Raw genomic sequence first — 24364 nt, forward strand, 5'->3', positions numbered from 1 at the left:
AAGCCTTGGGCAGAGGTGCGGCGTCGGTCACCGCCCGTGCAGTCTCTGCCTGAAGGCAAAGTAGTGTTCGAGCACCCGCTCTGGCGCCTCGACCTGCGGGTAGTGACCGATGCCCTCCAGCAGCACGGTGTCGGGCGCCGGAATCAGCTCGCGGTAGCGGGCCACCATGTGGGCGCCGGAGATTGGATCGGCCGCGCCGTCGATCACCCGCAGCGGCACATCGCAGCGCTGCATGGCCGCCACCCAACGCTCGCGTTGCGCCACCCGCTCCGGCATGTAGCGGATCAGCCGGTGCATCACCGCCGGTCCGTTGCCTTCGGCGATCAGTCGCCAGTAATCGTCCAGTTCGGCGTTGCTCGGCTGCGTCTGCGCACCGAACACCCGCCCGAACGTCGCCCCTAGCGTACGCCGCGAGAACAGCCGGCCCAGCAGAAAGCCGAACGGGCCGAGCAGCAGTTTCTGCACCCGCACCGGGTGATGGGTTTCAGGGAACAGCCCGCCATTGAGGAACACGCAACTGGCCAGCGCGATGCGCCCTTCGCAATGCCGCGCCAGCAGCTCCTGGGCGACGCTGTCGCCATAGTCATGTGCCAGCACATGGATCGCGCAGTCGATGCCCAGCTCCGCCAGCAGTGCCTGCTGCAGATCGGCCTGCTCGATCAGGCTGTAGGCATGCCCGCGCGGCTTGGCCGAATAGCCGAAGCCGAGCATGTCGCAGGCAATCAGCCGATAGCGCGCCGCCAGCGGCTGCCAGACCTTGTGCCAGTCCCAGCTGGCGGTGGGAAAGCCATGGATCAACAGCAGCGGCTCACCTTCGCCGGCCGTCCAGTAGCGAATGCGCTTGCCGCCAAAATCGAACTCTCGAGCGCTGGCGCGCCACGAATCCAGCGCTATGCAGTCAGTGCTACTCATTCGTTTTTCTTGTTCTAGTGGAGACGAAGCCAGTCTAGCGGGATGGCATGGCATGGCGACTTGCCGTGCCGGCCAGCTTAGTGGCTCCGCGAGTCAGGCAGGCACAGACCGATCGGGTTGGCCGCTTTGTCCATCGATTAGGCAAAGCGAAACTGGCCGTGACTGACAAAGTGACTCGCAAGGTCAAAAGCACAGGCTGGCGTTAATCGACGCAAGGCGTTCGCCTGAATCCACGCCCAGGCAACAGCGCGGCGCCAGCTCGATCCAGCCGAAACAGGACGACTAAAAGGGCGTATGTGACGAGAACCAACCGGTCAGCCGGCAAGCGGCAGCCGGGCTGTATCGCCGGTGATAGAGTCGGTGCCACCTATTCGATCACTGGAGAAACCATGCGCTCAATCTTCAATGCCTTGCTGCTGGCCCTGCCACTGTCGCTCTCGTCCCTGGCTATCGCGGCCGACTCGCCTGCCGGGCGCTGGCAGACCATCGACGACGAGACCGGCAAGCCCAAGTCCATCGTCGAAATCCAGCAGGCGGCCGACGGTACGCTGACTGGCAAGGTCGCGGAGATTCTCAAGTCGGATCAGGGTGCCAATCCGGTGTGCAGCCAATGCGAAGGCGAGCGCAAGGACCAGCCCATCACCGGCATGACCATCCTGCAGGACCTCAAGCCGGACGGCGAGCAGGTGTGGAGCAACGGCACGATCCTCGACCCGGCCAAGGGCAAGACCTACCGCGCCAAGGCGAAGCTGCTGGAAGGCGGCGACAAGCTGGAAGTGCGCGGCTACCTCGGCATCGAGGCCCTGGGCCGGACGCAGACCTGGGTCCGCCAGTAAGGCGACGCTCGCCGCGGCAGGTCAAACGGTGCGTCATCATCGTCAATGGCCCAAGCCTTGCTGGCAGGGCCGGCGACAGACGCGTCAGCCTTGTGCCAGCCGCTGCAACGCCGCGCGATCCAGGCAGCGATAACGGAACGACGGCCGGCCGATCTGCCCGTAGTGAAAGGATTCTTCCAATAGCTGCATGTCGTTCAGGTGCTTGAGGTATTTGCGCACCGAGACGCGCGACATGCCGGTGGCGGGCAGCAGGGTTTCGCTGGTGAAGCCGTCGTCCTCCAGCGCAAGGATCGCCTGCGCCACCTGTGCCAGTGACGCCGGGGTCAGCCCCTTGGGCAGATCGCCGGGACGGCGCACCTCGACTGCAGCAGGCTGGCTGAACAGCCGGTCGATATCGCCCTGGCCGAGCTGATCCGGCAGCCGGGAGAGCGACTCGCGGGCGCGGCGGCACGTCTCGATGGCATCGCGAAAGCGCTCGAAGCTGAACGGTTTGACCAGGTAATCACGCGCGCCGAGGCGCTGCGCCGCGCGTACCGTGTCGATCTCCGAAGCCGCGGTGATCAGCACCGCATCGGTATTGCGGTCCTGCGCGCGCAGGTGACGGAGCACCTCGAGGCCGGAGCGATTGCGCAGGTAGACATCAAGCAGCAGCAGGTCCACCGGCTCGCGTTCGAGCATCTCCAGCGCTGCTGGCACGCTCTCGCACTGGCCGACCAACTCGATGCCGTCGAGACGGGCGAGGTAGTCGACATTCAGGCGCATGACCATCGGGTCGTCCTCGACGATCAGCACGCGCATGGCGGTTTTCATGGTGCCTCCCCTTCCGCGGCGGTCCGATAGGGCAATTCGACCTCGAACAGGCTGCCGCGGCCCGCTTCGGAATAGACCGCCAGGCTGCCACCCCAGGCCTCGACCTGCTCCTGCACAGCAGCCAGGCCGATGCCGCGACGCTCGCCCTTGGTCGACACGCCGCGCTCGAAAATCTGCTCGCGCACGGTGGCCTCGATACCGCCACCACTGTCCTGCACATGCAGCGAGAGCAGCGCTTCGTCGTAGTTCAGCGTCAGGCTGACCCGACGCTCGTCCTGCTCGGCCACCGCCTCGAAGGCATTTTCCAGAAGATTGCCGAGGACGGTGACGAGGCCATGAATCTGCTCGGGCGCGGCAGCTGGCAGGGGATGTTCGACGTCGACCTGAAAGTCGATGCCACGTTCGCGGGCTTCGCTCTGCTTGCCCAGCAGAAAACCCGCCAGCACCGGTTCGCCAATCCCCTCGACCAGCACTGTCGCCGGCGCCAGCTGGTGGTCGGCAAGATCGCGCAGGTAGACGCGCAGGGCTTCCAGATCACCCAGCTGTGCCAGGCCGAGCAACACATGCAGCTTGTTCTTGAATTCGTGGGTCGCGGCGCGCAGCGCTTCGGCATAGCGACTGACGCCGGTCAGCTGTTCAGCCAGTGCGTTGACCTCGCTCTTGTCGCGGAAGGTGGCGATGGCACCGATCACCCGGCCCTGGTGACGAATCGGTGCACGATTGGCGAGGATCGCCCGGCCGTTGAGGTTGAATTCACGATCCAGCTGCTCGGTCGCGCTGGCCAGCACTTCTGGCAGACCGCTGGCAGGCAGGTACTCGGCAATCGGCCGGCCCAGTGGCGGTTTGCCCAGCCCGGTGCTGACCAGCAACCGTTCCGCTGCCGGGTTGACCAGGGTGATGCGCGCCTGATCGTCGACCGCCAGCACGCCCTCGCGCACCGAGGCCAGCATCGCCTGGCGCTCCTCCACCAGCCGGGTGATCTCGTAGGGCTCAAGGCCCAGCAACACCCGCTTGATATAGCGCGCCAGCAGGTGCGCGCCGAGGGCGGTGACCAGCATCAGCGCCAGCACGCCGAAGACCACGCCGCGTTGATGCGCCCGCAACAGTTCGCCGAGCGAGGCCAGGGTGACGCCAACGGAAACGGCACCGATCACCGCACCCTCGTCGTCCAGCACCGGGGCGAAGCCGCGAATGCTGCTGCCCAGACTGCCATCGGCCCGCGAGGCATAGGTTTCCCCTGCCAGCGCGCGACCTTCGTCGTCGCCGCGAAAGGCCTGCCCGATGAGGGTCGGCTGCGGGTGCGTCAGGCGCAGCGCCCGCGGATTCATCACCACGATGAAGTCCACGCCCAGGCGCTGGCGCAGGCCGTCGATGTCCCGTTGCAGCGGGTTATCGAGGCTGAAATCGGCATTCGGGCTGGCCAGCGCTCGCTGCACGTCGGCACGTGCGGCCACGCTCTGCGCCAGGTTGGTGACCCGCGAGGCCTGCCCCTCTTCCAGGGTGTCCTGCAGCTGCACGTTGAACAGCCAGAGGGCCAGCGCCAGAGCCAGCACCACCATGACGGCGACCAGCAGCGAGATCAGCGTGTTCAGGCGCAAGCGCAAAGCCATTCTCCCATCGTTGATCGGCGCAAAACGCCGCGGTAAAGGCCCGGATCGAGCCAGCCCGGCAATCGCGGGTCAAGCTCGGCGCTGCTTTTTTTAGTTTCGTAATGGTTTTTTAACTTCGCCAAACATTGGCGGCGAAGCAACTCTGCTTAAGGTAGCCCCGCTGCGGTTGTCCGACCGCGCATTCGCAACCATCACCCGTGCGTGCGCCACCCGGCTGCCACGTTCGAAGGAGTACAACAATGAATCGGACCACGCTGAGCCCTGCCGTGTCTGAAGGCACCCCGAACGTTCCGCTGCTTTCCCAGCGCATCTTCAACCTGCCGCTGCCGCTGTTCGCCATCGCCCTGCTCGTCATGGCCGCCGCCATTGCTACCGACACCCTGCCCACCGGCATGATCGGCGCGTTGCTGGTGATGATGCTGCTGGGCGAGCTGCTCGGTTTCGCCGGCGACCGCCTACCCATCATCAGGACCTACCTCGGCGGCGGCGCGATCATGGCGCTGTTCGGCGCCGCATCCATGGTCTATTTCGGCTGGCTGCCCGCCGCAGTCGCCGATGACGTCGCCAGTTTCATGAAGGGCGGCGGCTTTCTCGACTTCTATATCGCCGCGCTGATCACCGGCAGCATCCTCGGCATGGATGCCAAGGTGCTGGTGAAAGTCGGCTCGCGCTATGCACTGCCGCTGCTGTGCTCGGTGCTGTTCGCCGCGCTGTTCGCCATGGCCGTGGGCGCGCTGCTCGGCTTCTCGCCGCAGGATGCGGTGGTGGTCATCGCCATGCCGATCATGGGCGGTGGCATGGGCGCAGGCGCAGTGCCGATGAGCCAGATCTACGAGCAGCTGCTCGGCCAGCCGGCCAGCTACTACATCTCGATCCTGGTGCCGGCCCTGGCCCTGGGCAACGTCTTCGCGATCATCATCGCCGGATTGCTCAACGGCCTGGGCAATCGCTACCCGTCACTGACCGGCAACGGCCAGATGATGCCGGGCGTGGATGTCAGCGACAAGGAAGGCCCGATCACCCTGCCCGCGCTGGGCATCGGTCTGGTCGCGGCACTGAGCTTCTTCATCGCCGGGCAGATCCTCGGCAAGTTCGTGCCGCTGCATCCGTACGCGCTGATGATCGTCCTGGTGGCGCTGCTCAAGGTGAGCAACCTGGTGCCCGAGTCGATCAACGACGCCGCCTCCCAGTGGTTCCGCTTCGTTGCGCGCAACTGGACCTTCGCCCTGCTGTTCGGCATCGGCGTGGCCTTCACCGACCTCGGCCAGGTGATCGACGCCATCTCGCTGACCTACGTGCTGATCGTCTTCGCCGTGGTCGCCGGCGCCGCCTTCGGCGCGGGCCTGGTGGGCCGACTGGTGGGCTTCTACCCCATCGAATCGGCGATCACCGCCGGTCTGTGCATGGCCAACATGGGCGGCACCGGCGACGTCGCGGTGCTCTCCGCGGCGCGACGCATGTCGCTGATGCCCTTCGCGCAGATTTCCTCGCGCCTGGGCGGCGCGCTGATCCTGCTGATCTCCAGCGTGGTGGTGCCGTTGTTCTTCACCTGATCGGCGCTTTCAGCCATCAGCCAGTGAAAAAGCCCCGACCTTGCGTCGGGGCTTTTTCGTTGACTACCGCGCCATCAGCCGCGGAAGTAATTCACCCGACGGTTCAGCTCCTGCGCCAGCGCTGTCAGATCCTGGCTGGAGGCTGCGACCTGGTTCGATGCCGCCGAACTGGTCACCGTCGAGTCGTGAATGCGCGTTACGCTCTGGTTGACCTCCTCGGCCACCGCGCTCTGCTCCTCAGACGCGGTCGCGATCTGCGCATTCATCTCGTTGATCGCGCCTACTTCCTGGCGAATCTTGGCCAGAGCATTCTCTGCCTGCAGGGTCTGTTCCACGGTCAGCTGTGCCAACTGCTTGCTCGATTGCATCACCTCCACCGCCCTGCCGGCACCTGCCTGCAGCGAGGCGATCATTTCGCTGATCTCGCTGGAAGACTGCTGCGTGCGGTTGGCCAGCGAGCGCACCTCGTCGGCCACCACGGCAAAGCCACGGCCATGCTCGCCGGCGCGTGCCGCCTCGATGGCAGCGTTGAGCGCCAACAGGTTGGTCTGTTCGGCGATGGCGGTGATCACCTGCAAGATCTTTTCGATATCCCCGCTCTGCGCCGAAACCTGATTGACGGTATCGGTAGCGCTCTCCAGCACCTTGGCCAGGTTGTGAATCGACACGGCCGTCTCACCGACGATGCGAGTGCCGGTCTCGACCTGCTCGTCCGCGCTTTTCGCCGCGGTCGCGGCATTGGCGGCGAAACTGGCAACCTCACTCACGGTGGCAGCCATCTGGTTGATCGCCGTGGCCACCTGCTCGGCCTCGGCCGACTGCCGCTGGATCTGCTGATTGCTGCTCGCCGAGGACGTCAGCAACTCGCTCGATGCCATGCCGACACCATCGGCTGCCGTCCGCACCTCGGCGATGATCGAGGTGAGCCGGCTGGCCATCTTCGCTGTCGCCCCCATGACACTGTCCGGGTATGGCGTGACGATCCGCTGCCCCAGATCACCGTTGGCCAGATTGCCGATCACACGCGCCACCTCGTCGGGCTCGGCGCCGAGGGTCGAGCGCAGCTTGCGAATGATGACCACGGCGATCGCAGCACCGAGCAGCACCGCAACCCCCGTCACCGCAACGATCAGGGCGAGGAAGCCACTGGCAGTATCGCGGACGATCGCCACGTCCTCGCTGATGCTCAGTTCCTGATGATCGATGAACGCATTGATCAGCCGCAGCCATTCGCTATAGGCCCCGGCCACGTTTTCCAGAAGAAATTCATAGGCGCGATCCGACCCCTCGTTGAACCGCAGCTCGACCACCTGGCGGGTCAGCGCGTTGGTCTTCGCCTCGATGGTCTCGATCTGCTGCATCAGCTGCTTTTCCACGGCGTCGGCGGAGGGCTGCACCAGCATCGCCTTCATCGGTACTGCCGAGTCGACGTACAGCTGCGCCAGCCGCTCGATTTCCGCTACCTGCTCACGGGCAAACGCCGGATCGGCCGTACTGACCGCATCACGCACGGCAATCGCACGATCATGCACGCTGCCGCGGAAGTTGATCGCATAGCGCTGCTTGAGGCCGGCCTGCGAGCTGATCTGGCTCATGCTGCGGTCGATGATGTCGACCTTGAGCGCGCTGACCACGGCGACCGCCACCATCAGCGCCAGGATGACCAGAAACCCCAGGCCCAGGCGCATGGATACCGACATCTGCTTGTTCATCGAACACTCCTCCAGCCAGACTGCGAGGCAGCCTTCAGTCAGTCGTTGATGCTCTGAGCGATACTCGGAGCGGGATAAAACTTGTACAACATGATGTCATCGCGACATTACCTGTACAAGTTTTATCGACCGACGGACAGCTGAAAGCAGCTGAATCTGGGCGGATGAGCGTTCGCGGCATGCTCAAGAGCAGGGCTTGCAGAGGATTTGTACAATTTTCGGAATCGCCGGTCGCCAGTTGTGACGACATGCGGTTGCACGCAGGCTCTCGCCCTGCACTCCAGGCGAGCTACCCGGGCCCCTGCCGAGCGGGATACCAGCTGGCGCGCCAGGCCTCCTTCGCTACATAGAAGGTATTGCTTTTATCGGCTTTTGGTATCGGTGCAGGCGCGCACGCCCAAGCCCCGCGGGATACCTGAGTATGCTGGTACATGCTAGCGCGCCGACACTCTGCAGCTTGTCTGCGGAGGCGTGGCGACTCGCGCCATCTCATACAAGCCTCGTGCAGGACCCTTTCCATGAAAACAATAGCGATGTTCGCCGCTGTGCTTATCGCCCTGGCAAATCCGGCCTGGGCAGCCGACGCCATTGAGCGGCTCGCCGTAAGCGATATGCAGGCATTCCGCCTGGGACAACTCGACTGGCAGGCTGAAACGAGCCTGCCGCCCGGGGCTCAGAGTGCGCTGCTTGTGGGCAACCCTAGCCAGGACGGGGTGTTCGTGGTCATGTTGAAGTTTCCACCGAACTATCCGATTCCAGCCCACACACATCCGTTCAGCGAGGTGATAACCGTACTCAAGGGCAAGCTTGGCAACGGCATGGGAAAGACGTTCGATAAGGCCCGGGGGGAGGTGCTGCAGGCTGGTGACAGCTTTGCTCTGCCCGCCGAGCATGCCCACTACGTCTGGACCGAGGATGAGGAAACCATCGTACAGCTGATTGCCACCGGACCCTGGGGCATCAGTTATCTCGACCCGGCGGATGATCCGCGCAACGGCTCAAAACGCTGAGCGATACGACGGCTTGCTTTTTTGGCTCCACGACCCAGGCCTTTGGCCATATGAACGAAAGGACAGACAGCAAAAAGGCGCCCGAAGGCGCCTTTCTGTTGTCTCGCAACGGGTGTCAGACCTTGCTGCGCTCGAAGCGCTTGCGGTCGTTCTCGTTGAGGTACTTCTTGCGCAGACGGATCGACTTCGGCGTCACTTCCACCAGCTCGTCGTCGGCGATGAATTCCAGCGCCTGCTCGAGGGTGAACTTGATCGGCGGAACCAGGGCGATGACCTCGTCCTTGCCGGAAGCGCGCATGTTGTCGAGCTTCTTGCCTTTGGTGGGGTTGAGCACCAGGTCGTTGTCACGGCTGTTGATGCCGCACAGCTGGCCTTCGTAGATCTCGTCGCCCGGCGCCAGGAACAGCTTGCCGCGTGCCTGCAGGGTTTCCAGCGAGTAGGTCAGCGCGGTACCGGTGGCCATCGAGACCAGCACGCCGTTCTGGCGGTTGGTCACTTCGCCGGCCTTGATCGGGCCGTAGTGGCTGAAGGTCGAGGTCAGGATGCCCGAGCCCGAAGTCAGGGTCAGGAAGTTGTTACGGAAGCCGATCAGGCCACGCGCCGGGATGGTGTACTCCAGGCGGACACGGCCCTTGCCATCCGGAACCATGTTGCTCAGGTCGCCCTTGCGCAGACCCATCTGCTCCATCACCGGACCCTGATGCTGCTCCTCGATGTCGATGGTGACGTTCTCGTACGGCTCCTGCTTCTCGCCGGCCTCGTTCTCGATGATCACCACTTCCGGACGGCCAACGGCCAGCTCGAAGCCTTCGCGACGCATGGTTTCGATCAGTACCGACAGGTGCAGCTCGCCACGGCCGGAAACCTTGAACTTTTCAGGGCTGTCGCCCGGCTCGACGCGCAGGGCGACGTTGTGCAGCAGTTCCTTCTCCAGGCGATCCTTGATGTTGCGGCTGGTGACGAACTTGCCTTCCTTGCCGGCGAACGGCGAGTCGTTGACCTGGAAGGTCATGCTCACGGTCGGCTGGTCGACGGTCAGCGGCGGCAGGGCCTCGACGGCGTTCTGGTCGCACAGGGTGTCGGAGATGTACAGCTCGTCCATGCCGGATACGCAGACGATGTCACCGGCTTCGGCTTCCTGGACTTCAACGCGCTGCAGACCGGAGTGGCCCATGATCTTCAGGATGCGGCCGTTGCGCTTCTTGCCGTCGGCGCCAATGGCGGTGACCGGGCTGTTGGCCTTGATGGTGCCGCGGGCGATGCGGCCGATGCCGATCACGCCGAGGAAGCTGTTGTAGTCCAGCTGCGAGATCTGCATCTGGAACGGACCGTCGAGGTCGACTTTCGGCGCCGGAACGTGGTCGATGATGGCCTGGAACAGCGCATCCATGTTGTCGTCCATCTTCTCGTGGTCCATGCCGGCAATGCCGTTCAGGGCACTGGCATAGACGATCGGGAAGTCGAGCTGCTCGTCGGTGGCGCCGAGGTTGTCGAACAGGTCGAAGATCTGGTCGATGACCCAGTCAGGACGCGCGCCCGGACGGTCGATCTTGTTCACCACGACGATCGGACGCAGGCCGGCCTTGAACGCCTTCTGGGTGACGAAACGGGTCTGCGGCATGGGGCCGTCCTGAGCGTCGACCACCAGCAGTACGGAGTCGACCATGCTCATCACGCGCTCGACTTCACCGCCGAAGTCGGCGTGGCCGGGGGTGTCGACGATGTTGATGTTGTAGCCGTTCCACTTCAGCGCGGTGTTCTTGGCCAGGATGGTGATGCCGCGTTCCTTTTCCTGGTCGTTGGAGTCCATCACGCGCTCGTTTTCCAGCTCCTTGCGGTCCAGGGTGCCGGACAGACGCAGCAGCTTGTCGACGAGGGTGGTCTTGCCATGGTCGACGTGGGCGATGATGGCGATGTTGCGTAGATTCTCGATCACTGATTCTTTTCTCTGTAGATAGCTTCGAGCTGAGGCTGGAAGCTTGAAGTAGTCCGGACGAAGACAGTCTGTCCGAGGGTTGTACGGCCTGGCCTTGCGATCAGTGCCGGTCGGGAGGGCGGTGGCGGATGCTGCCGCCAAGCAGCCCCGGCTGTTTCACCGATGAGTCAGGCCGGACGATAGACGCGTACATTGACATGCCCCTCGCTCAGCAGATGGTGAGCATGCAGGCGGCTCATGACACCTTTGTCGCAATACAGCAGGTACTGGCGGTTTTCATCCAGTTCCTTGAATCGGTTGTTCAGCGCATAGAACGGCAGCGTCTGTACTTCGATGCCAGCCAGTTCGAGCGGTTCGTCCTCGGCGGCATCGGGGTGACGAATGTCGATGATCACCTGGCCGGCGCTCGGCTCGACGACTTCTTCGACCTGCAGATCCTGGCCCAGCTCGTCGATCACGCGGTCGATGGCGACCTGGCGGGCGTTGGCCAGGGCGCGTTCGAGAATCGCCATGTCGAACTGCTTTTCTTCGTGTTCGATGCGGTAGCGCTTGGCCTTGGTGGTCGGGTTCACCGAAATCACGCCGCAGTACTCGGGCATGTTCTTGGCGAACTCGGCGGTGCCGATCTCGAAGGCGGTGTCGATGATGTCCTGCTTGTGGCTGGCGATCAGCGGGCGCAGCACCAGCATGTCGGTGGCCGAATCGATTACCGAGAGGTTCGGCAGCGTCTGGCTGGAGACCTGGGAGATCGCCTCGCCGGTGACCAGCGCATCGATGTGCAGGCGCTCGGCGATCTGCGTGGACACGCGCAGCATCATGCGCTTGAGGACGACGCCCATCTGGCTGTTGTCGACCTTCTGCAGGATCTCGCCGACCACTTCCTCGAACGGCACGCTGATGAACAGCACGCGGTGCGAGCTGCCGTATTTCTTCCACAGATAATGGGCCACTTCCATCACGCCCAGCTCATGGGCGCGGCCGCCGAGATTGAAGAAGCAGAAATGCGTCATCAGCCCGCGGCGCATCATCTGATAGGCGGCGACGGTGGAATCGAAGCCACCGGACATCAGCACCAGGGTCTGCTCCAGCGCGCCCAGCGGGTAGCCGCCGATGCCGTCATGCTGCTCGTGCACGACGAACAGGCGCTGGTCGCGGATCTCCATGCGCACTTCGACTTCCGGGGCCTTCAGCGAAATGCCGGCGGCGCCGCACTGCTGGCGCAGCTGGCTGCCGACATGGCGTTCGACGTCCATGGAGCTGAACGGATGCTTGCCGGCACGCTTGCAGCGTACGGCGAAGATCTTGCCCGGCAGGCGCTCGGCGTAGTGCGCCTTGCACTTGGCGACGATGTCGTCGAGATCGCCCAGCGGATACTCGTGCACTTCCAGGCAATGGGCGATGCCGGGCGTGCAGCGCAGGCGCTCGATCATCTCGCGCAGCAGCTTGGGTTCGCTGAGCGCGGTTTCCACTTCGATGTTGTCCCACACGCCCTCGACCCGCAGGTCGGGATCGAGCTCGCGCAGCACGGTACGGATATTCTTCGCCAACTGACGAATGAAGCCCTTGCGCACCGGCGGACTCTTGATGGTGATTTCGGGGAAAACCTTGACGATCAGCTTCATGGAAACAGCGCGGCGCCGACGTGGCAGGAAAAGAGGGGCGCGGAGTATAGCGGAAACTGCTCAACATTTAACCGCTTTCTTCAAACGCAGCAGAACGCACCAAAACAAGGCGACCAATCCAGCATTCGCACCAATACGGAGCAGCATTTATTCAAGACAGCTACGCTTTTGCCCGTTAAAACGCGGCGGCGGCGTCGCTGCGGGCCTGCGGTACCAATACGGAGCACTGGCATGCAATTTGCTCCCTTGTGAGGCAGGTCGCCTTGGCGGAACATCGCCGCCCGGCTTCACCCTGATTCGGAAGCTCACTGTCTCGCTTCCACCACTTGGAGAACACCATGTCGAAGTCGCTTCAACTGATCAAAGATTACGATGTGAAGTGGATTGATCTGCGCTTCACCGATACCAAAGGCAAGCAGCACCACGTCACCGTTCCGGCTCGTGATGCCCAGGATGAAGACTTCTTCGAGCACGGCAAGATGTTCGACGGTTCTTCCATCCATGGCTGGAAAGGCATCGAAGCCTCCGACATGATCCTGATGCCGGTCGACGAAACCGCTGTGCTCGATCCGTTCACCGAAGAGCCGACCCTGATCCTGGTCTGCGACATCGTCGAGCCGAGCACCATGCAGGGCTACGACCGCGACCCGCGCTCCATCGCCAAGCGCGCCGAAGAGTTCCTCAAGACCACCGGCATCGGCGACACCGTATTCGTCGGCCCGGAGCCGGAGTTCTTCATCTTCGACCAGGTCAAGTTCAAGTCGGACATCTCCGGCTCGATGTTCAAGATCTACTCCGAGCAGGGCTCCTGGATGACCGACCAGGACGTCGAAGGCGGCAACAAGGGCCACCGCCCGGCCGTCAAGGGCGGTTACTTCCCGGTTCCGCCGTGCGACCACGACCACGAAATCCGTACTGCCATGTGCAACGCCATGGAAGAGATGGGCCTGGTCGTCGAAGTGCACCACCACGAAGTGGCGACTGCCGGTCAGAACGAAATCGGCGTGAAGTTCAACACCCTGGTCGCCAAGGCTGACGAAGTTCAGACCCTGAAGTACTGCGTGCACAACGTTGCCGATGCCTATGGCAAGACCGCGACCTTCATGCCGAAGCCGCTGTATGGCGACAACGGTTCGGGTATGCACGTACACATGTCCATCTCCAAGGATGGCAAGAACACCTTCGCTGGCGAAGGCTATGCCGGCCTGTCCGAAACCGCTCTGTACTTCATCGGCGGCATCATCAAGCACGGTAAGGCCCTGAACGGCTTCACCAACCCGGCCACCAACTCCTACAAGCGCCTGGTTCCGGGCTTCGAAGCACCGGTCATGCTGGCCTACTCGGCTCGCAACCGTTCCGCCTCGATCCGTATCCCGTACGTTTCGAGCCCGAAAGCCCGTCGTATCGAAGCGCGCTTCCCGGACCCGGCTGCCAACCCGTACCTGTGCTTCGCCGCACTGCTGATGGCTGGCCTGGACGGCATCCAGAACAAGATCCACCCTGGCGATGCCGCCGACAAGAACCTGTACGACCTGCCGCCGGAAGAAGGCAAGCTGATCCCGCAGGTGTGCGGCAGCCTGAAGGAAGCTCTGGAAGAGCTGGACAAGGGCCGTGCGTTCCTGACCAAGGGCGGCGTGTTCTCCGACGAGTTCATCGATGCCTACATCGAGCTGAAGTCCGAGGAAGAGATCAAGGTGCGCACCTTCGTGCACCCGCTGGAATACGACCTGTACTACAGCGTCTGATCCAGCTCGCGTGACAGGAAGGCCGCCCTCGGGCGGCCTTTTTCGTTTCTGCGTGCCATGCCGACCCGCGCAGCTTGTGCCGCCTCGCAAATCACACCGTTGGGGCTTGCCTGCAGGCCGGCGCGGTGCAAGGCTTCCGCAGTCCAACTCCGCGGAGTCTCCCATGCGTAGCGCACTGCTCAGCCTGCTATTGATCATCAGCCTTCCGGCGCTCGCCGAGATCTACAAGTACACCGATGCGCAAGGCAACACGGTGTTCACCAACCAGCCACCGGAAGGCGTGCAAGCCGATACGGTAGACCTGCCGCCAGCCAACACCGTGAACATCCGCACGCCCGAGCCGCCACCACCACTGCCGGACCGTCAGCAGAACCAGCGGGCGCCTTACCAGACACTGATGCTGAGCGGCATTCCGGATGCCGAGGCACTGCGCGCCAACAACGGCACCTTCGTCGTCAGCGCTCTACTGGAACCTTCGCTGCAGCCCGGGCATACCCTGCGCTTCCTGCTCGATGGCATTCCTCAGGCCGCGCCCAGCCCGGCCACCTCGCTGCAACTGAACAACATCGAGCGCGGCGACCATCGCCTGCAGGTCGAGGTGCTCGCCGGCGAGCGAGTGATCCAGCGCAGCGAGGCGGTGCCCTTCACCGTGCAGCGCGTGAACACTTCGAGTCCCGCGCTGCGTCCGCCGCCCCCCAAGCCGAAGCCGGCATCTTGAGCATCGTCCGCCAGGCAGCGGCCATCCTGCTGCTGGCCACCGCCCTGCCGGCCCTGGGCGGCATCTATTCCTACACAGATGCCGAGGGCAATCGGGTCTTTACCGACCGCCCTACCGGACAGGCGATGGAGGAAGTCCAGCTGAAGCCCTCCAACAGCATGGCGGCGCAGCCGACACCCGCCCCGCGCGTGGTCCAACCGCCGAAGCCGCAAGAGGCAACCATCCGCTATCAGCTGCAGATCCTCAGCCCGGCGGCAGACGAGGCGATCCGCAACAACGCCGGCTCGGTCAGCGTCACCGTGCAGGCGGAGCCCGCATTGCAACCCGGCCATGCCTATCAGGTATTGCTCGACGGGCAGCCTTTCGGCGCACCTGGTGAAGAGACGACCTTCGAGCTAAACAATGTCGATCGCGGCACCCACCAGCTGGCGGTCGCGGTGGTAGACGCACAGGAGCGGGTCTTGCAGCAATCCGAAAGCCTGTCCTTCCATCTGATCCGCACCTCCTTGGCCCAGAGGCGCATGGTCAATCCGTGCAAGAAAGCCGATTACGGCGTGCGTCCGGAATGCCCGCTCAAGGACAAGCCGGTAGAAAAACGCGACATTCCGTTCGTGCCCTTTCTATGATCACTGGATGCACCTGTTTGGTGCGCCCAGCAGATGAGCGGATTGCTCATCACCAATTTGGGTCACCGGACAGCCCGTAGGGCTGCAGCATCACGCCAATCCGCGCCGCAATGGCGCGTTTGGTTTGGTTCTTGCATTTCCTGCCAGAACTTCCGGACGCAGACCTGCCATGATCAACGAAGCCCTGCAACGCCTGCTGATCGAGAATCTGACCACCGCAACGCTGCTGCTCAATTCGCGCTTGCGCCTGGAATACATGAACCCGGCGGCGGAAATGCTGCTGGCCGTCAGCGGTCAGCGCAGCCATGGACAATTCATCAGCGAGCTGTTCACCGAATCGCCGGAAGCCCTGGCCGCACTGCGCCAGGCGGTTGAAGAAGCCCACCCTTTTACCAAACGCGAAGCCACCCTGACCTCCGCAACCGGCCAGTCGTTGACCGTGGACTACGCCGTGACCCCGGTGCTGACCCGCCAGGAGACCATGCTGTTGCTGGAGGTGCTGCCGCGTGACCGGTTGCTGCGCATCACCAAGGAAGAAGCCCAGCTGTCCAAGCAGGAAACCACCAAGATGCTGGTGCGCGGCCTGGCCCACGAGATCAAGAATCCTCTGGGCGGCATCCGCGGCGCCGCGCAACTGCTGGCCCGCGAGCTGCCGGAAGAACATCTGAAGGACTACACCGAAGTCATCATCGAGGAAGCCGACCGGCTGCGGAATCTGGTCGACCGCATGCTCGGCTCCAACAAGCTGCCGTCGCTGGCGATGACCAACATCCACGAAGTGCTCGAACATGTGGCCAGCCTGATCGAGGCCGAATGCCAGGGAAGCATCATTTTGGTGCGCGACTATGACCCGAGCATTCCCGAGGTCCTGATGGACCGCGAACAGATGATCCAGGCCGTGCTCAATATCATGCGCAACGCCATGCAGGCCCTGGCCGGGCAGAACGATCTGGGCCTGGGCCGCCTTACCCTGCGCACCCGCACGTTGCGCCAGTTCACCATCGGCCATATCCGTCATCGCCTGGTGGCGCGCATCGAGATCATCGACAACGGCCCGGGCATCCCCGCCGAACTGCAGAACACGCTCTTCTACCCGATGGTCAGCGGTCGCCCGGATGGAACCGGGCTGGGCCTGGCCATCACCCAGAACATCATCAGTCAGCACCAGGGTCTGATCGAATGCGAGAGCCATCCTGGCCACACCGTGTTCTCGATCTTCCTACCGCTGGAACAAGGAGCCACATCAGCATGAGCCGAAGCGAAAACGTCTGGATCGTCGACGACGACCGCTCCATCCGCTGGGTCCTGGAAAAGGCCCTGCAACAGGAAGGCATGGCCACGCAGAGCTTCGACAGCGCTGACGGCGTGCTGGCCCGCCTCGCCCGCCAGCAGCCGGATGTGATCATCTCCGACATCCGCATGCCCGGCCTCAGCGGCCTGGACATGCTCTCGCAGATCCGCGAGCAGTACCCGCGCCTGCCAGTGATCATCATGACCGCGCACTCGGACCTGGACAGCGCGGTGGCTTCCTACCAGGGCGGTGCCTTCGAGTACCTGCCCAAGCCGTTCGACGTCGACGACGCCGTGTCGCTGGTCAAGCGCGCCAACCAGCACGCCCAGGAACAGCAGAACCAGCAGCAGCCGGCCAACCGTCATCACACGCCGGAGATCATCGGCGAGGCACCGGCGATGCAGGAGGTGTTCCGCGCCATCGGCCGCCTCAGCCACTCCAACATCACCGTGCTGATCAACGGCGAGTCGGGTACCGGCAAGGAGCTGGTGGCCCATGCGCTGCATCGCCACAGCCCGCGTTCGGCATCGCCGTTCATCGCGCTGAACATGGCGGCGATTCCCAAGGACCTGATGGAATCCGAGCTGTTCGGTCACGAGAAAGGTGCCTTCACCGGTGCGGCCAACCAGCGCCGCGGCCGCTTCGAGCAGGCCGACGGCGGCACCCTGTTCCTCGACGAGATCGGCGACATGCCGGCCGACACCCAGACCCGCCTGCTGCGCGTGCTGGCCGATGGCGAGTTCTACCGGGTCGGCGGCCACACGCCGGTGCGGGTCGATGTGCGCATCATCGCCGCGACGCACCAGGACCTGGAAACCCTGGTGCAGGCCGGCAAGTTCCGCGAAGACCTGTTCCACCGGCTCAACGTCATCCGCATCCACATTCCGCGCCTGGCCGATCGCCGCGAAGACATTCCCGCACTGGCCGAACACTTCCTCGCCAGCGCCGCGCAAGAGCTGTCGGTAGAGACCAAGGTGCTCAAGCCGGAAACCAAGGAATACCTGCAGCATCTGCCCTGGCCGGGCAATGTGCGCCAGCTGGAGAACACCTGCCGCTGGATCACGGTGATGGCGTCCGGGCGCGAAGTGCATGTCGACGACCTGCCGCCCGAGCTGCTCAACCAGCAGGCCGAGGCGCAGCCGGCGCACAACTGGGAACAGGCGCTGCGCAACTGGTCGGATCAGGCCCTGGCGCGAGGCCAGAGCAACCTGCTCGACGAGGCGGTGCCGGCCTTCGAGCGCATCATGATCGAAACCGCGCTCAAGCACACCGCCGGACGCCGCCGCGATGCCGCTCTGCTGCTCGGCTGGGGTCGCAACACCCTGACGCGCAAGATCAAGGAGCTGGGCATGCGCGTCGATGGCGCGGACGACGACGAAGGGGACGACAGCTGACGCTGCCCGTGGTCGGCGAACCATGAAGAGTGACCGCGAACCCCGCTGCTAGCGGGGTTCGTCATGTCTGGCGCCGCGAATCGTTCAGCTCACGGTCGCTTGGCCGCCACCACCTGTACCGCGAGATGCCAGCCGCCATCGTGGCGTTCGCCTCGCCACTGCCCCTGCAACGGACGCGCCGCGACCAGGTGCAGCAACAGACCTTTCCCGGTCTGCTGCACGCGCCAGGCCACCGGCATGCCGTCGATCTGCAGCTGACCGGACTGCGCCTCGCCCTCGGCCTGGAACAGCAGGGCGAACGCCCCCTCAAGGTGCTCGTCATACACCTCGGGCTCGCGGTCGAACTGCAGCGAAAGGCCTTGCGGCTGCACCTGCACCAGTTCTAGTTGCACCGACCCCGGCGCGGTAAGCCGGCCGATCATCAGCCCGATCAGCAGACCGATCAGCACCAGCGAGCCGAAAAAGCGCCGCCGCAGCCGCGGCATCGGATCCTGCTCCCCGGTAGAATGCCGCCGATCCTCAACCTCGGTGCTGCGCATGTTTCACGTGATCCTGTTCCAACCGGAAATTCCGCCCAATACCGGCAACATTATCAGGCTCTGCGCCAATACCGGCTGTCACCTGCACCTGATCGAACCGCTGGGTTACGAGCTGGATGACAAACGCCTGCGCCGCGCCGGCCTCGATTACCACGAGTACGCCACGCTGGAGCGCCACGCCGACCTGCCAAGCTGCCTCGCGCACATCGGCATCGACGCGGCAAACCCTGACGGACCGCGGCTGTTCGCCTTCACCACCAAGGGCTCGCAGCCGTTTCACGAGGTGCGCTACCGGCGTGGCGACGCCTTGCTGTTCGGCCCCGAAAGCCGCGGCCTGCCGCCGGAGATCCGCGACGCCCTGCCCAACGAGCAGCGCCTGCGCCTGCCGATGCGTCCCGACAGCCGCAGCCTGAACCTGTCGAACACCGTCGCCGTTGCGGTGTACGAGGCCTGGCGCCAGCACGGTTTCGCCATGGAGTGAATCGCACAACCTTGTGACAAAGCGCCCTGAACGATCCGGCGCGGGTCCCGTCGTAAACAGACAAGCTCCCTGCGAAAGGAGGAACGACGTGTCCCAGACCAAGTTCAAACCCTACCGTGCACCGGCCGGTGGCTGGGGATCGGCCTACTCCGTCGCCAACATCCTGCTGCGTGAGCGGGTCTCGCCGGCCGGCATCGGCCTGCTGCTCAAGCAGAACAAGCCGATCGACGGCTTCGCCTGCGTCAGCTGCGCCTGGGCGAAACCACATCCTTCACGACCGCTGTCCTTCTGTGAAAACGGCGCCAAGGCGACTGCGTGGGAAACCACGTCGCTGCGCTGTGGCCCGGAATTCTTTGCCAAACACAGCGTCGGCGAGCTGCTCAACTGGAGCGACTACGATCTGGAGCAGCAGGGTCGCCTGACCCATCCGCTGCGCTACGACGCCGCCAGCGATCATTACCGGCCGGTCAGCTGGGATGAGGCCTTCGCCGAGATCGGTGCCGAACTCAAGGCCATGGCCGATCCCGATCAGGTGGTGTTCTACATGTCCGGTCGCGCGGCGCTGGAGACGGCCTACATGTATGGCCTGCTGGCGCGGCTGTACGGCACCAACAACCTGCCGGACAGTTCCAACATGTGCCACGAGAGCACCTCGGTGGCGCTGCCGGAAAGCATCGGCGTGCCGGTGGCGACCGTCACCCTGAACGATTTCGAACACACCGACGGGTTGTTCTTCTTCGGCCACAACACCGGCACCTCCAGCCCGCGGATGCTGCATCAGCTACAGGAAGCCCGTGAACGCGGCGCGCAGATCGTCACCTTCAACCCGTTGCGCGAGCGCGGACTGGAGCGCTTCGTCAACCCACAGTCGCCGCGCGAGATGCTCACCCCCGACAGCACGCTGATCAGCACCCAGTATCACCAGCTCGCCATCGGCGGCGACATGGCCGCCATCGCCGGCATGTGCAAGGCGCTGTTCGAAATGGACGACAAGGCGGTGGCCGAGGGCCGCAAGCGTGTGCTCGACGTGGATTTCATCGAGCAGCACACCCATGGCTTCGAGGATTTCGAACAGCGCATCCGCAGCTACAGCTGGCCGCATCTGGAGCGCCGTTCGGGCTTGAGCCGGACCGCCATGGAGGCAGCGGCCACCGTTTATGCCAGCTGTGAACGGGTTATCGCGCCATACGGCATGGGCCTGACCCAGCATCGCTACGGCGTGCAGACGATCCAGATGCTGGTCAACCTGCTGCTGTTGCGCGGCAACATCGGCAAGGAAGGTGCAGGCATCCTGCCGGTGCGCGGCCACTCCAACGTGCAGGGCCAGCGCACCGTCGGCATCACCGAAAAGGCAGCAAAGGTGCCGGCGGACAACCTGCGCCGGCAGTTCGGCTTCGAGCCGCCGGGCGAGGATGGCGTAAATACCGTGGAAGCCTGCGAAGGCATTCTCGACGGCAGCATTCGTGGCTTCATCGGCCTGGGCGGCAACTTCGTCCGCGCCATTCCCGATACCCTGCAGATGGAGCCGGCCTGGCGCAGGTTGCGCTTGTCGGTGCAGGTGTCGACCAAGCTCAACCGCAATCACCTGATCACCGGCCAGGTGTCTTACATCCTGCCCTGCCTGGGGCGCACCGAGATCGACCGCCAGGCCACCGGCGAGCAACGCCACACCACCGAAGACAGCACCGGCTGCATCCGTGCCTGGCGCGGCGCCGCCGAGCCGGCCGGCGAACTGCTGCTGTCGGAACCGGCGATCATCGCGCGGCTGGCCAAGGCCACGCTGGCACCCAACCCGATGCTGGACTGGGACGCCTGGGTCGCGGACTACAGCCTGATCCGCGACGCCATCGCCGAGAGCTACCCGGAGATCTTCCACGATTTCAACGTGCGCATGATGGAGCCCGGCGGCTTCCACCGCCCGCTCGGTGCCAGTCAGCGGCGCTGGGACACCGAGACCGGCAAGGCCAACTTCATCAACCCGCCCTCGCTGAACATGGACCCGGATACCGAGGAAGGCGGCCACGAGCAGCACGACGTGCTGCAGATGATGACGCTGCGCAGCAACGACCAGTTCAACACCACCGTCTACGGCTACGACGACCGCTTTCGCGGCATTCACGGCACCCGCGCGGTGATCCTGATGAACCGCAACGACATCGTCCGCCTCGGCCTGGCCGAGAACGACCGCATCGAGGCGATCACCGTGGTCGACGACGGCGTGCACCGCGCGGTCGGCCCGCTGCGGGTGACGCCCTACAACATTCCGGAGGGCTGCTGCGCCGGCTACTACCCCGAATGCAACGCCCTGCTGCCGGTCTGGCACCATGCCGAACGCAGCAAGGTGCCGGCGGCCAAGTCGATTCCGGTGCGCCTGCGCAAGCTGATCGCCGCGGCGGTAGCCGGCGACGTGCCGCGCCAACCCAGTCGGCCGCAGCGCAGCGAAGAGCCCGGACCGGCCTGAGCGACCGAGTGCTGCAAAGCAAAGCGCTGTAACACGGCTGTCGAGGAACCTCACCGACAGCCGTTGAAAAGCCGGCAGCAGTCCCCCATATCAACCGCATTCGGGCATTCATCGCCCCGCAGTGTGGAGATTTTCCTTTGACCACCATCGTTTCAGTGCGCCGCAACGGCAAAGTCGTCATGGGCGGTGACGGCCAGGTTTCCCTGGGCAACACCGTCATGAAGGGCAACGCCAAGAAAGTGCGGCGCCTCTATCACGGCCAGGTTCTGGCGGGATTCGCCGGCGCCACCGCCGATGCCTTCACCCTCTTCGAGCGCTTCGAAGGCCAATTGGAGAAGCACCAGGGCCATCTGGTGCGCGCCGCCGTCGAGCTGGCCAAGGACTGGCGCACCGACCGCTCCCTGAGCCGTCTGGAGGCCATGCTCGCCGTGGCCAACAAGGACGCCTCGCTGATCATCACCGGCAACGGCGATGTGGTGCAGCCCGAGGACGACCTGATCGCCATGGGTTCGGGCGGCGGTTTCGCCCAGGCCGCGGCCAAGGCGCTACTGCTCAAGGCCGGCGACGACATGTCGGCCCAGGAGATCGCCGAGACGGCGCTGAACATCGCCGGCAGCATCTGCGTCTTTACCAATCAGAATCTGACCATAGAGGAGCTGGACAGCGCGATCTGACAGGCCGATGAAACACTGGCTGCGTTGGCAATACTGCGTTGCCCGCCTCGCCCAGGTTTTTCAAGCTGCCTGTTCGTTCCCTGCCCAGCTCCCGGAGTATTGAAATGTCCATGACGCCCCGCGAGATCGTCCACGAACTCAACCGCCACATCATCGGCCAGGACGACGCCAAGCGCGCCGTGGCCATCGCCCTGCGCAACCGCTGGCGGCGCATGCAGCTGCCCGCCGAGCTGCGCCAGGAAGTCACGCCGAAGAACATTCTGATGATCGGCCCGACCGGCGTCGGCAAGACCGAAATTGCCCGCCGCCTGGCCAAGCTGGCCAACGCACCGTTCCTGAAAGTGGAAGCCACCAAGTTCACCGAGGTCGGTTATGTCGGCCGCGACGTCGAATCGATCATCCGCGACCTGGCCGACGCGGCGCTGAAGATGCTGCGCGAGCAGGAGGTGCACAAGATGCGCCACCGCGCCGAAGACGCCGCCGAAGAGCGCATCCTCGACGCCCTGCTGCCGCCGGCGCGACCAGTGGGCTTCTCCGAAGAGCCGATGCAGAGCAGTGATTCCAACACCCGCCAGCTGTTCCGCAAGCGCCTGCGCGAAGGCCAGCTGGACGACAAGGAAATCGACATCGAGGTCGCCGACAGCCCGGCCGGGGTGGAGATCATGGCTCCGCCCGGCATGGAGGAAATGACCAACCAGCTGCAGAACCTCTTCGCCAACATGGGCAAGGGCAAGAAGAAGAGCCGCAAGCTGAAGATCAAGGAAGCCTTCAAGCTCATCCGCGACGAGGAAGCCGCGCGCCTGGTCAACGAAGAAGACCTCAAGGCCCGCGCCCTGGAGGCGGTGGAGCAGAACGGTATCGTCTTCATCGACGAGATCGACAAGGTCGCCAAGCGCGGCAACACCAGCGGCGCCGACGTTTCCCGCGAGGGTGTGCAGCGCGACCTGCTGCCGCTGATCGAGGGCAGCACGGTCAACACCAAGCTCGGCATGGTCAAGACCGACCATATTCTCTTCATCGCCTCCGGCGCCTTCCACCTGTCCAAGCCCAGCGACCTGGTGCCGGAACTGCAGGGTCGCCTGCCGATCCGCGTCGAGCTCAAGGCACTGTCACCGCAGGACTTCGAGCGCATCCTCACCGAGCCGCATGCGGCGCTCACCGAGCAGTACCGCGAGCTGCTGAAGACCGAAGGCCTGCACATCGAGTTTCTCGAGGACGGCATCAAGCGCATCGCCGAGATCGCCTGGCAGGTCAACGAGAAAACCGAGAACATCGGTGCCCGTCGCCTGCACACGCTGCTCGAGCGACTGCTGGAGGAGGTTTCCTTCAGCGCTGGCGATATCGCGGCCAAGCAGGACGGCGAGGCGATCCGCATCGACGCCGCCTACGTCAACGAACACCTCGGCGAGCTGGCGCAGGACGAAGACCTGTCGCGCTACATCCTCTAACCGTCGCGGCCGTGGCGACCGCCGCGGCCGGTTTTTCCGGAGCGTTGCATGCGCATCCCCACCGCAATCAAGCTGCACAAGGCATCGAAAACCCTGGAGCTGGAATACGGCGCCGACGAGCGCTACGTGCTGCCCGCCGAGTTCCTGCGTGTGCATTCGCCCTCGGCGGAAGTCCAGGGCCACGGCAATCCGGTGCTGCAGACCGGCAAGTTGAACGTCGGCCTGGAGCAGCTCGAGCCGGCCGGCCAGTACGCCCTGAAGCTGACCTTCAGCGACGGCCACGACAGCGGCCTGTTCACCTGGGACTATCTGGAGCGCCTGGCACTGAATCAGCAGGCGCTGTGGGAAGACTATCTCGCGGCACTGGCGGCAGCCGGCAAGTCACGCGACCCGAACGAATCCGTGGTCAAGCTGATGCTCTGAAAGCAAAACCGCAGGGTGGATCACGCTTCACCGATCAGAGCCGCGGCTCAGCGGCGGTGGATGTAAAAAGCGACATCCACCCTACGCCGACGCCTCGCCGCGTATGCAATGCACGAAACGGCAGCGCTGAATCAGGCCAGCGCCTTGTCCAACGCGCGCTCGATCTGGCCCTGAATGCTGCTGCCCATTGCCGAGAGCAGCAGACCGAGGTTGAGCAGCACCTTCACGCTGTCCTCGTGGACCTCAATGCGCCCATCCGCGCCGCTGCGCTTGACTGCCAGCACATCGCCCTGCCACTGACAGCTCACACCAAACTCGCGAGCCAGGCGTGCAGCCAGTTCGTCGGCCTTCTCGCGTGCGATCTCGCGGCCAAGATTGTGGGTACGTTCGACGATGATCTGGGCCATTAGGACTCCTGGCTGCGCCCGAAAAGGCGCGCACTATAACAAAGCGGCGACGAACGGCGGAGGGAGTCCCTGGGGGTGCTCGCAAGAGGCTGCAGACGCGCAGGGCGATTTCCTCGGCCTCCGCAACCCTGCGACATGTCGCCGCTAGACCTTTTG

21 protein-coding genes and 1 pseudogene are annotated in these 24364 nt (G+C 64.1%); 13 read left to right on the forward strand and 9 right to left on the reverse strand.

The window, feature by feature from the left end; all coding sequences use genetic code 11:
• Positions 1 to 27 precede the first annotated feature (27 nt).
• On the reverse strand, positions 28 to 912 hold the full coding sequence (locus EA798_RS10055; protein WP_122098855.1) for an alpha/beta fold hydrolase: 885 nt from the start codon (positions 910 to 912) through the stop codon (positions 28 to 30).
• A 389-nt stretch (positions 913 to 1301) separates the two neighbouring features.
• On the opposite strand from EA798_RS10055, the gene EA798_RS10060 reads away from it, so the two are divergent.
• Positions 1302 to 1748, forward strand: a complete 447-nt coding sequence (locus tag EA798_RS10060) for a DUF2147 domain-containing protein (RefSeq protein ID WP_122098856.1) — start codon at positions 1302 to 1304, stop codon at positions 1746 to 1748.
• A gap of 84 nt (positions 1749 to 1832) precedes the next feature.
• On the opposite strand, the gene EA798_RS10065 is transcribed toward EA798_RS10060, so the two are convergent.
• A complete protein-coding gene (locus tag EA798_RS10065) occupies positions 1833 to 2558 on the reverse strand; it encodes a response regulator (protein ID WP_038664133.1) in 726 nt (241 codons plus the stop codon).
• Positions 2555 to 4162, reverse strand: coding sequence for a DcuS/MalK family sensor histidine kinase (dcuS, locus tag EA798_RS10070; protein WP_122099124.1), 1608 nt, complete (start codon positions 4160 to 4162; stop codon positions 2555 to 2557). Before dcuS ends, EA798_RS10065 begins: the two co-directional genes overlap by 4 nt.
• 245 nt (positions 4163 to 4407) lie before the next feature.
• Here dcuS and EA798_RS10075 point away from each other — a divergent pair, with 245 nt between their 5' ends.
• Positions 4408 to 5721 carry a 2-hydroxycarboxylate transporter family protein gene (locus EA798_RS10075; RefSeq protein ID WP_122098857.1) on the forward strand — a complete coding sequence of 438 codons (1314 nt, stop codon included), beginning with the start codon at positions 4408 to 4410 and terminating at the stop codon, positions 5719 to 5721.
• A 74-nt stretch (positions 5722 to 5795) separates the two neighbouring features.
• On the opposite strand, the gene EA798_RS20930 is transcribed toward EA798_RS10075, so the two are convergent.
• Both EA798_RS20930 and EA798_RS20935 read right to left on the reverse strand, forming a co-directional pair.
• Positions 5796 to 6677, reverse strand: coding sequence for a methyl-accepting chemotaxis protein (locus EA798_RS20930; protein ID WP_420849544.1), 882 nt, complete (start codon positions 6675 to 6677; stop codon positions 5796 to 5798).
• A 246-nt stretch (positions 6678 to 6923) separates the two neighbouring features.
• Positions 6924 to 7433, reverse strand: a pseudogene (locus EA798_RS20935) (MCP four helix bundle domain-containing protein); the annotation flags it as partial.
• A gap of 518 nt (positions 7434 to 7951) precedes the next feature.
• On the opposite strand from EA798_RS20935, the gene EA798_RS10085 reads away from it, so the two are divergent.
• Complete coding sequence (locus EA798_RS10085) at positions 7952 to 8443, forward strand: cupin domain-containing protein (RefSeq protein ID WP_167462932.1); 492 nt, start codon at positions 7952 to 7954, stop codon at positions 8441 to 8443.
• Between the two features lie 115 nt (positions 8444 to 8558).
• Here EA798_RS10085 and typA read toward each other — a convergent pair whose 3' ends face one another.
• Both typA and thiI read right to left on the reverse strand, forming a co-directional pair.
• Positions 8559 to 10379: a translational GTPase TypA gene (gene typA / locus EA798_RS10090; protein ID WP_106156179.1), complete on the reverse strand. Its 1821-nt coding sequence runs from the start codon at positions 10377 to 10379 to the stop codon at positions 8559 to 8561.
• A gap of 167 nt (positions 10380 to 10546) precedes the next feature.
• Entirely contained in the window at positions 10547 to 12001 is a 1455-nt protein-coding gene (gene thiI / locus EA798_RS10095; protein ID WP_122098860.1) for a tRNA uracil 4-sulfurtransferase ThiI, read from the reverse strand.
• A gap of 338 nt (positions 12002 to 12339) precedes the next feature.
• Here thiI and glnA point away from each other — a divergent pair, with 338 nt between their 5' ends.
• From glnA to ntrC, 5 genes are all read left to right on the forward strand, one after another.
• Positions 12340 to 13746 (forward strand): glutamate--ammonia ligase, encoded by a 1407-nt coding sequence (glnA, locus tag EA798_RS10100; RefSeq protein WP_106156184.1) that lies wholly within the window; start codon positions 12340 to 12342, stop codon positions 13744 to 13746.
• A gap of 163 nt (positions 13747 to 13909) precedes the next feature.
• On the forward strand, positions 13910 to 14464 hold the full coding sequence (locus EA798_RS10105; protein WP_122098861.1) for a DUF4124 domain-containing protein: 555 nt from the start codon (positions 13910 to 13912) through the stop codon (positions 14462 to 14464).
• A complete protein-coding gene (locus EA798_RS10110) occupies positions 14461 to 15090 on the forward strand; it encodes a DUF4124 domain-containing protein (RefSeq protein WP_122098862.1) in 630 nt (209 codons plus the stop codon). Before EA798_RS10105 ends, EA798_RS10110 begins: the two co-directional genes overlap by 4 nt.
• A 169-nt stretch (positions 15091 to 15259) precedes the next feature.
• The gene (gene glnL, locus EA798_RS10115; protein ID WP_015278583.1) at positions 15260 to 16342 is read left to right on the forward strand and encodes a nitrogen regulation protein NR(II); all 1083 of its coding nucleotides are present in this window, start codon (positions 15260 to 15262) and stop codon (positions 16340 to 16342) included.
• Positions 16339 to 17775, forward strand: coding sequence for a nitrogen regulation protein NR(I) (gene ntrC / locus EA798_RS10120; RefSeq protein WP_106156190.1), 1437 nt, complete (start codon positions 16339 to 16341; stop codon positions 17773 to 17775). The genes glnL and ntrC overlap by 4 nt, the downstream gene beginning before the upstream one ends.
• Before the next feature lie 89 nt (positions 17776 to 17864).
• On the opposite strand, the gene EA798_RS10125 is transcribed toward ntrC, so the two are convergent.
• Positions 17865 to 18314: a hypothetical protein gene (locus tag EA798_RS10125; protein ID WP_122098863.1), complete on the reverse strand. Its 450-nt coding sequence runs from the start codon at positions 18312 to 18314 to the stop codon at positions 17865 to 17867.
• Between EA798_RS10125 and EA798_RS10130 the strand changes: the two genes are divergently transcribed.
• The 5 genes from EA798_RS10130 (at position 18313) to EA798_RS10150 (ending at position 23801) form a co-directional block, all read left to right on the forward strand.
• Complete coding sequence (locus EA798_RS10130) at positions 18313 to 18795, forward strand: tRNA (cytidine(34)-2'-O)-methyltransferase (RefSeq protein WP_106156194.1); 483 nt, start codon at positions 18313 to 18315, stop codon at positions 18793 to 18795. The genes EA798_RS10125 and EA798_RS10130 overlap by 2 nt on opposite strands.
• 88 nt (positions 18796 to 18883) lie before the next feature.
• Positions 18884 to 21256: an FdhF/YdeP family oxidoreductase gene (locus EA798_RS10135; RefSeq protein WP_122098864.1), complete on the forward strand. Its 2373-nt coding sequence runs from the start codon at positions 18884 to 18886 to the stop codon at positions 21254 to 21256.
• A 137-nt stretch (positions 21257 to 21393) separates the two neighbouring features.
• The gene (gene hslV, locus EA798_RS10140; RefSeq protein WP_003297271.1) at positions 21394 to 21930 is read left to right on the forward strand and encodes an ATP-dependent protease subunit HslV; all 537 of its coding nucleotides are present in this window, start codon (positions 21394 to 21396) and stop codon (positions 21928 to 21930) included.
• A 104-nt stretch (positions 21931 to 22034) separates the two neighbouring features.
• Positions 22035 to 23378 (forward strand): ATP-dependent protease ATPase subunit HslU, encoded by a 1344-nt coding sequence (gene hslU / locus EA798_RS10145; protein ID WP_122098865.1) that lies wholly within the window; start codon positions 22035 to 22037, stop codon positions 23376 to 23378.
• A 48-nt stretch (positions 23379 to 23426) separates the two neighbouring features.
• Positions 23427 to 23801, forward strand: coding sequence for a gamma-butyrobetaine hydroxylase family protein (locus tag EA798_RS10150; RefSeq protein ID WP_106156200.1), 375 nt, complete (start codon positions 23427 to 23429; stop codon positions 23799 to 23801).
• A 131-nt stretch (positions 23802 to 23932) separates the two neighbouring features.
• Here EA798_RS10150 and EA798_RS10155 read toward each other — a convergent pair whose 3' ends face one another.
• Positions 23933 to 24208 carry a polyhydroxyalkanoic acid system family protein gene (locus EA798_RS10155; protein ID WP_106156202.1) on the reverse strand — a complete coding sequence of 92 codons (276 nt, stop codon included), beginning with the start codon at positions 24206 to 24208 and terminating at the stop codon, positions 23933 to 23935.
• Positions 24209 to 24364: the final 156 nt, after the last annotated feature.

Source organism: Pseudomonas songnenensis (assembly GCF_003696315.1).
Taxonomy (GTDB): domain Bacteria; phylum Pseudomonadota; class Gammaproteobacteria; order Pseudomonadales; family Pseudomonadaceae; genus Stutzerimonas; species Stutzerimonas songnenensis.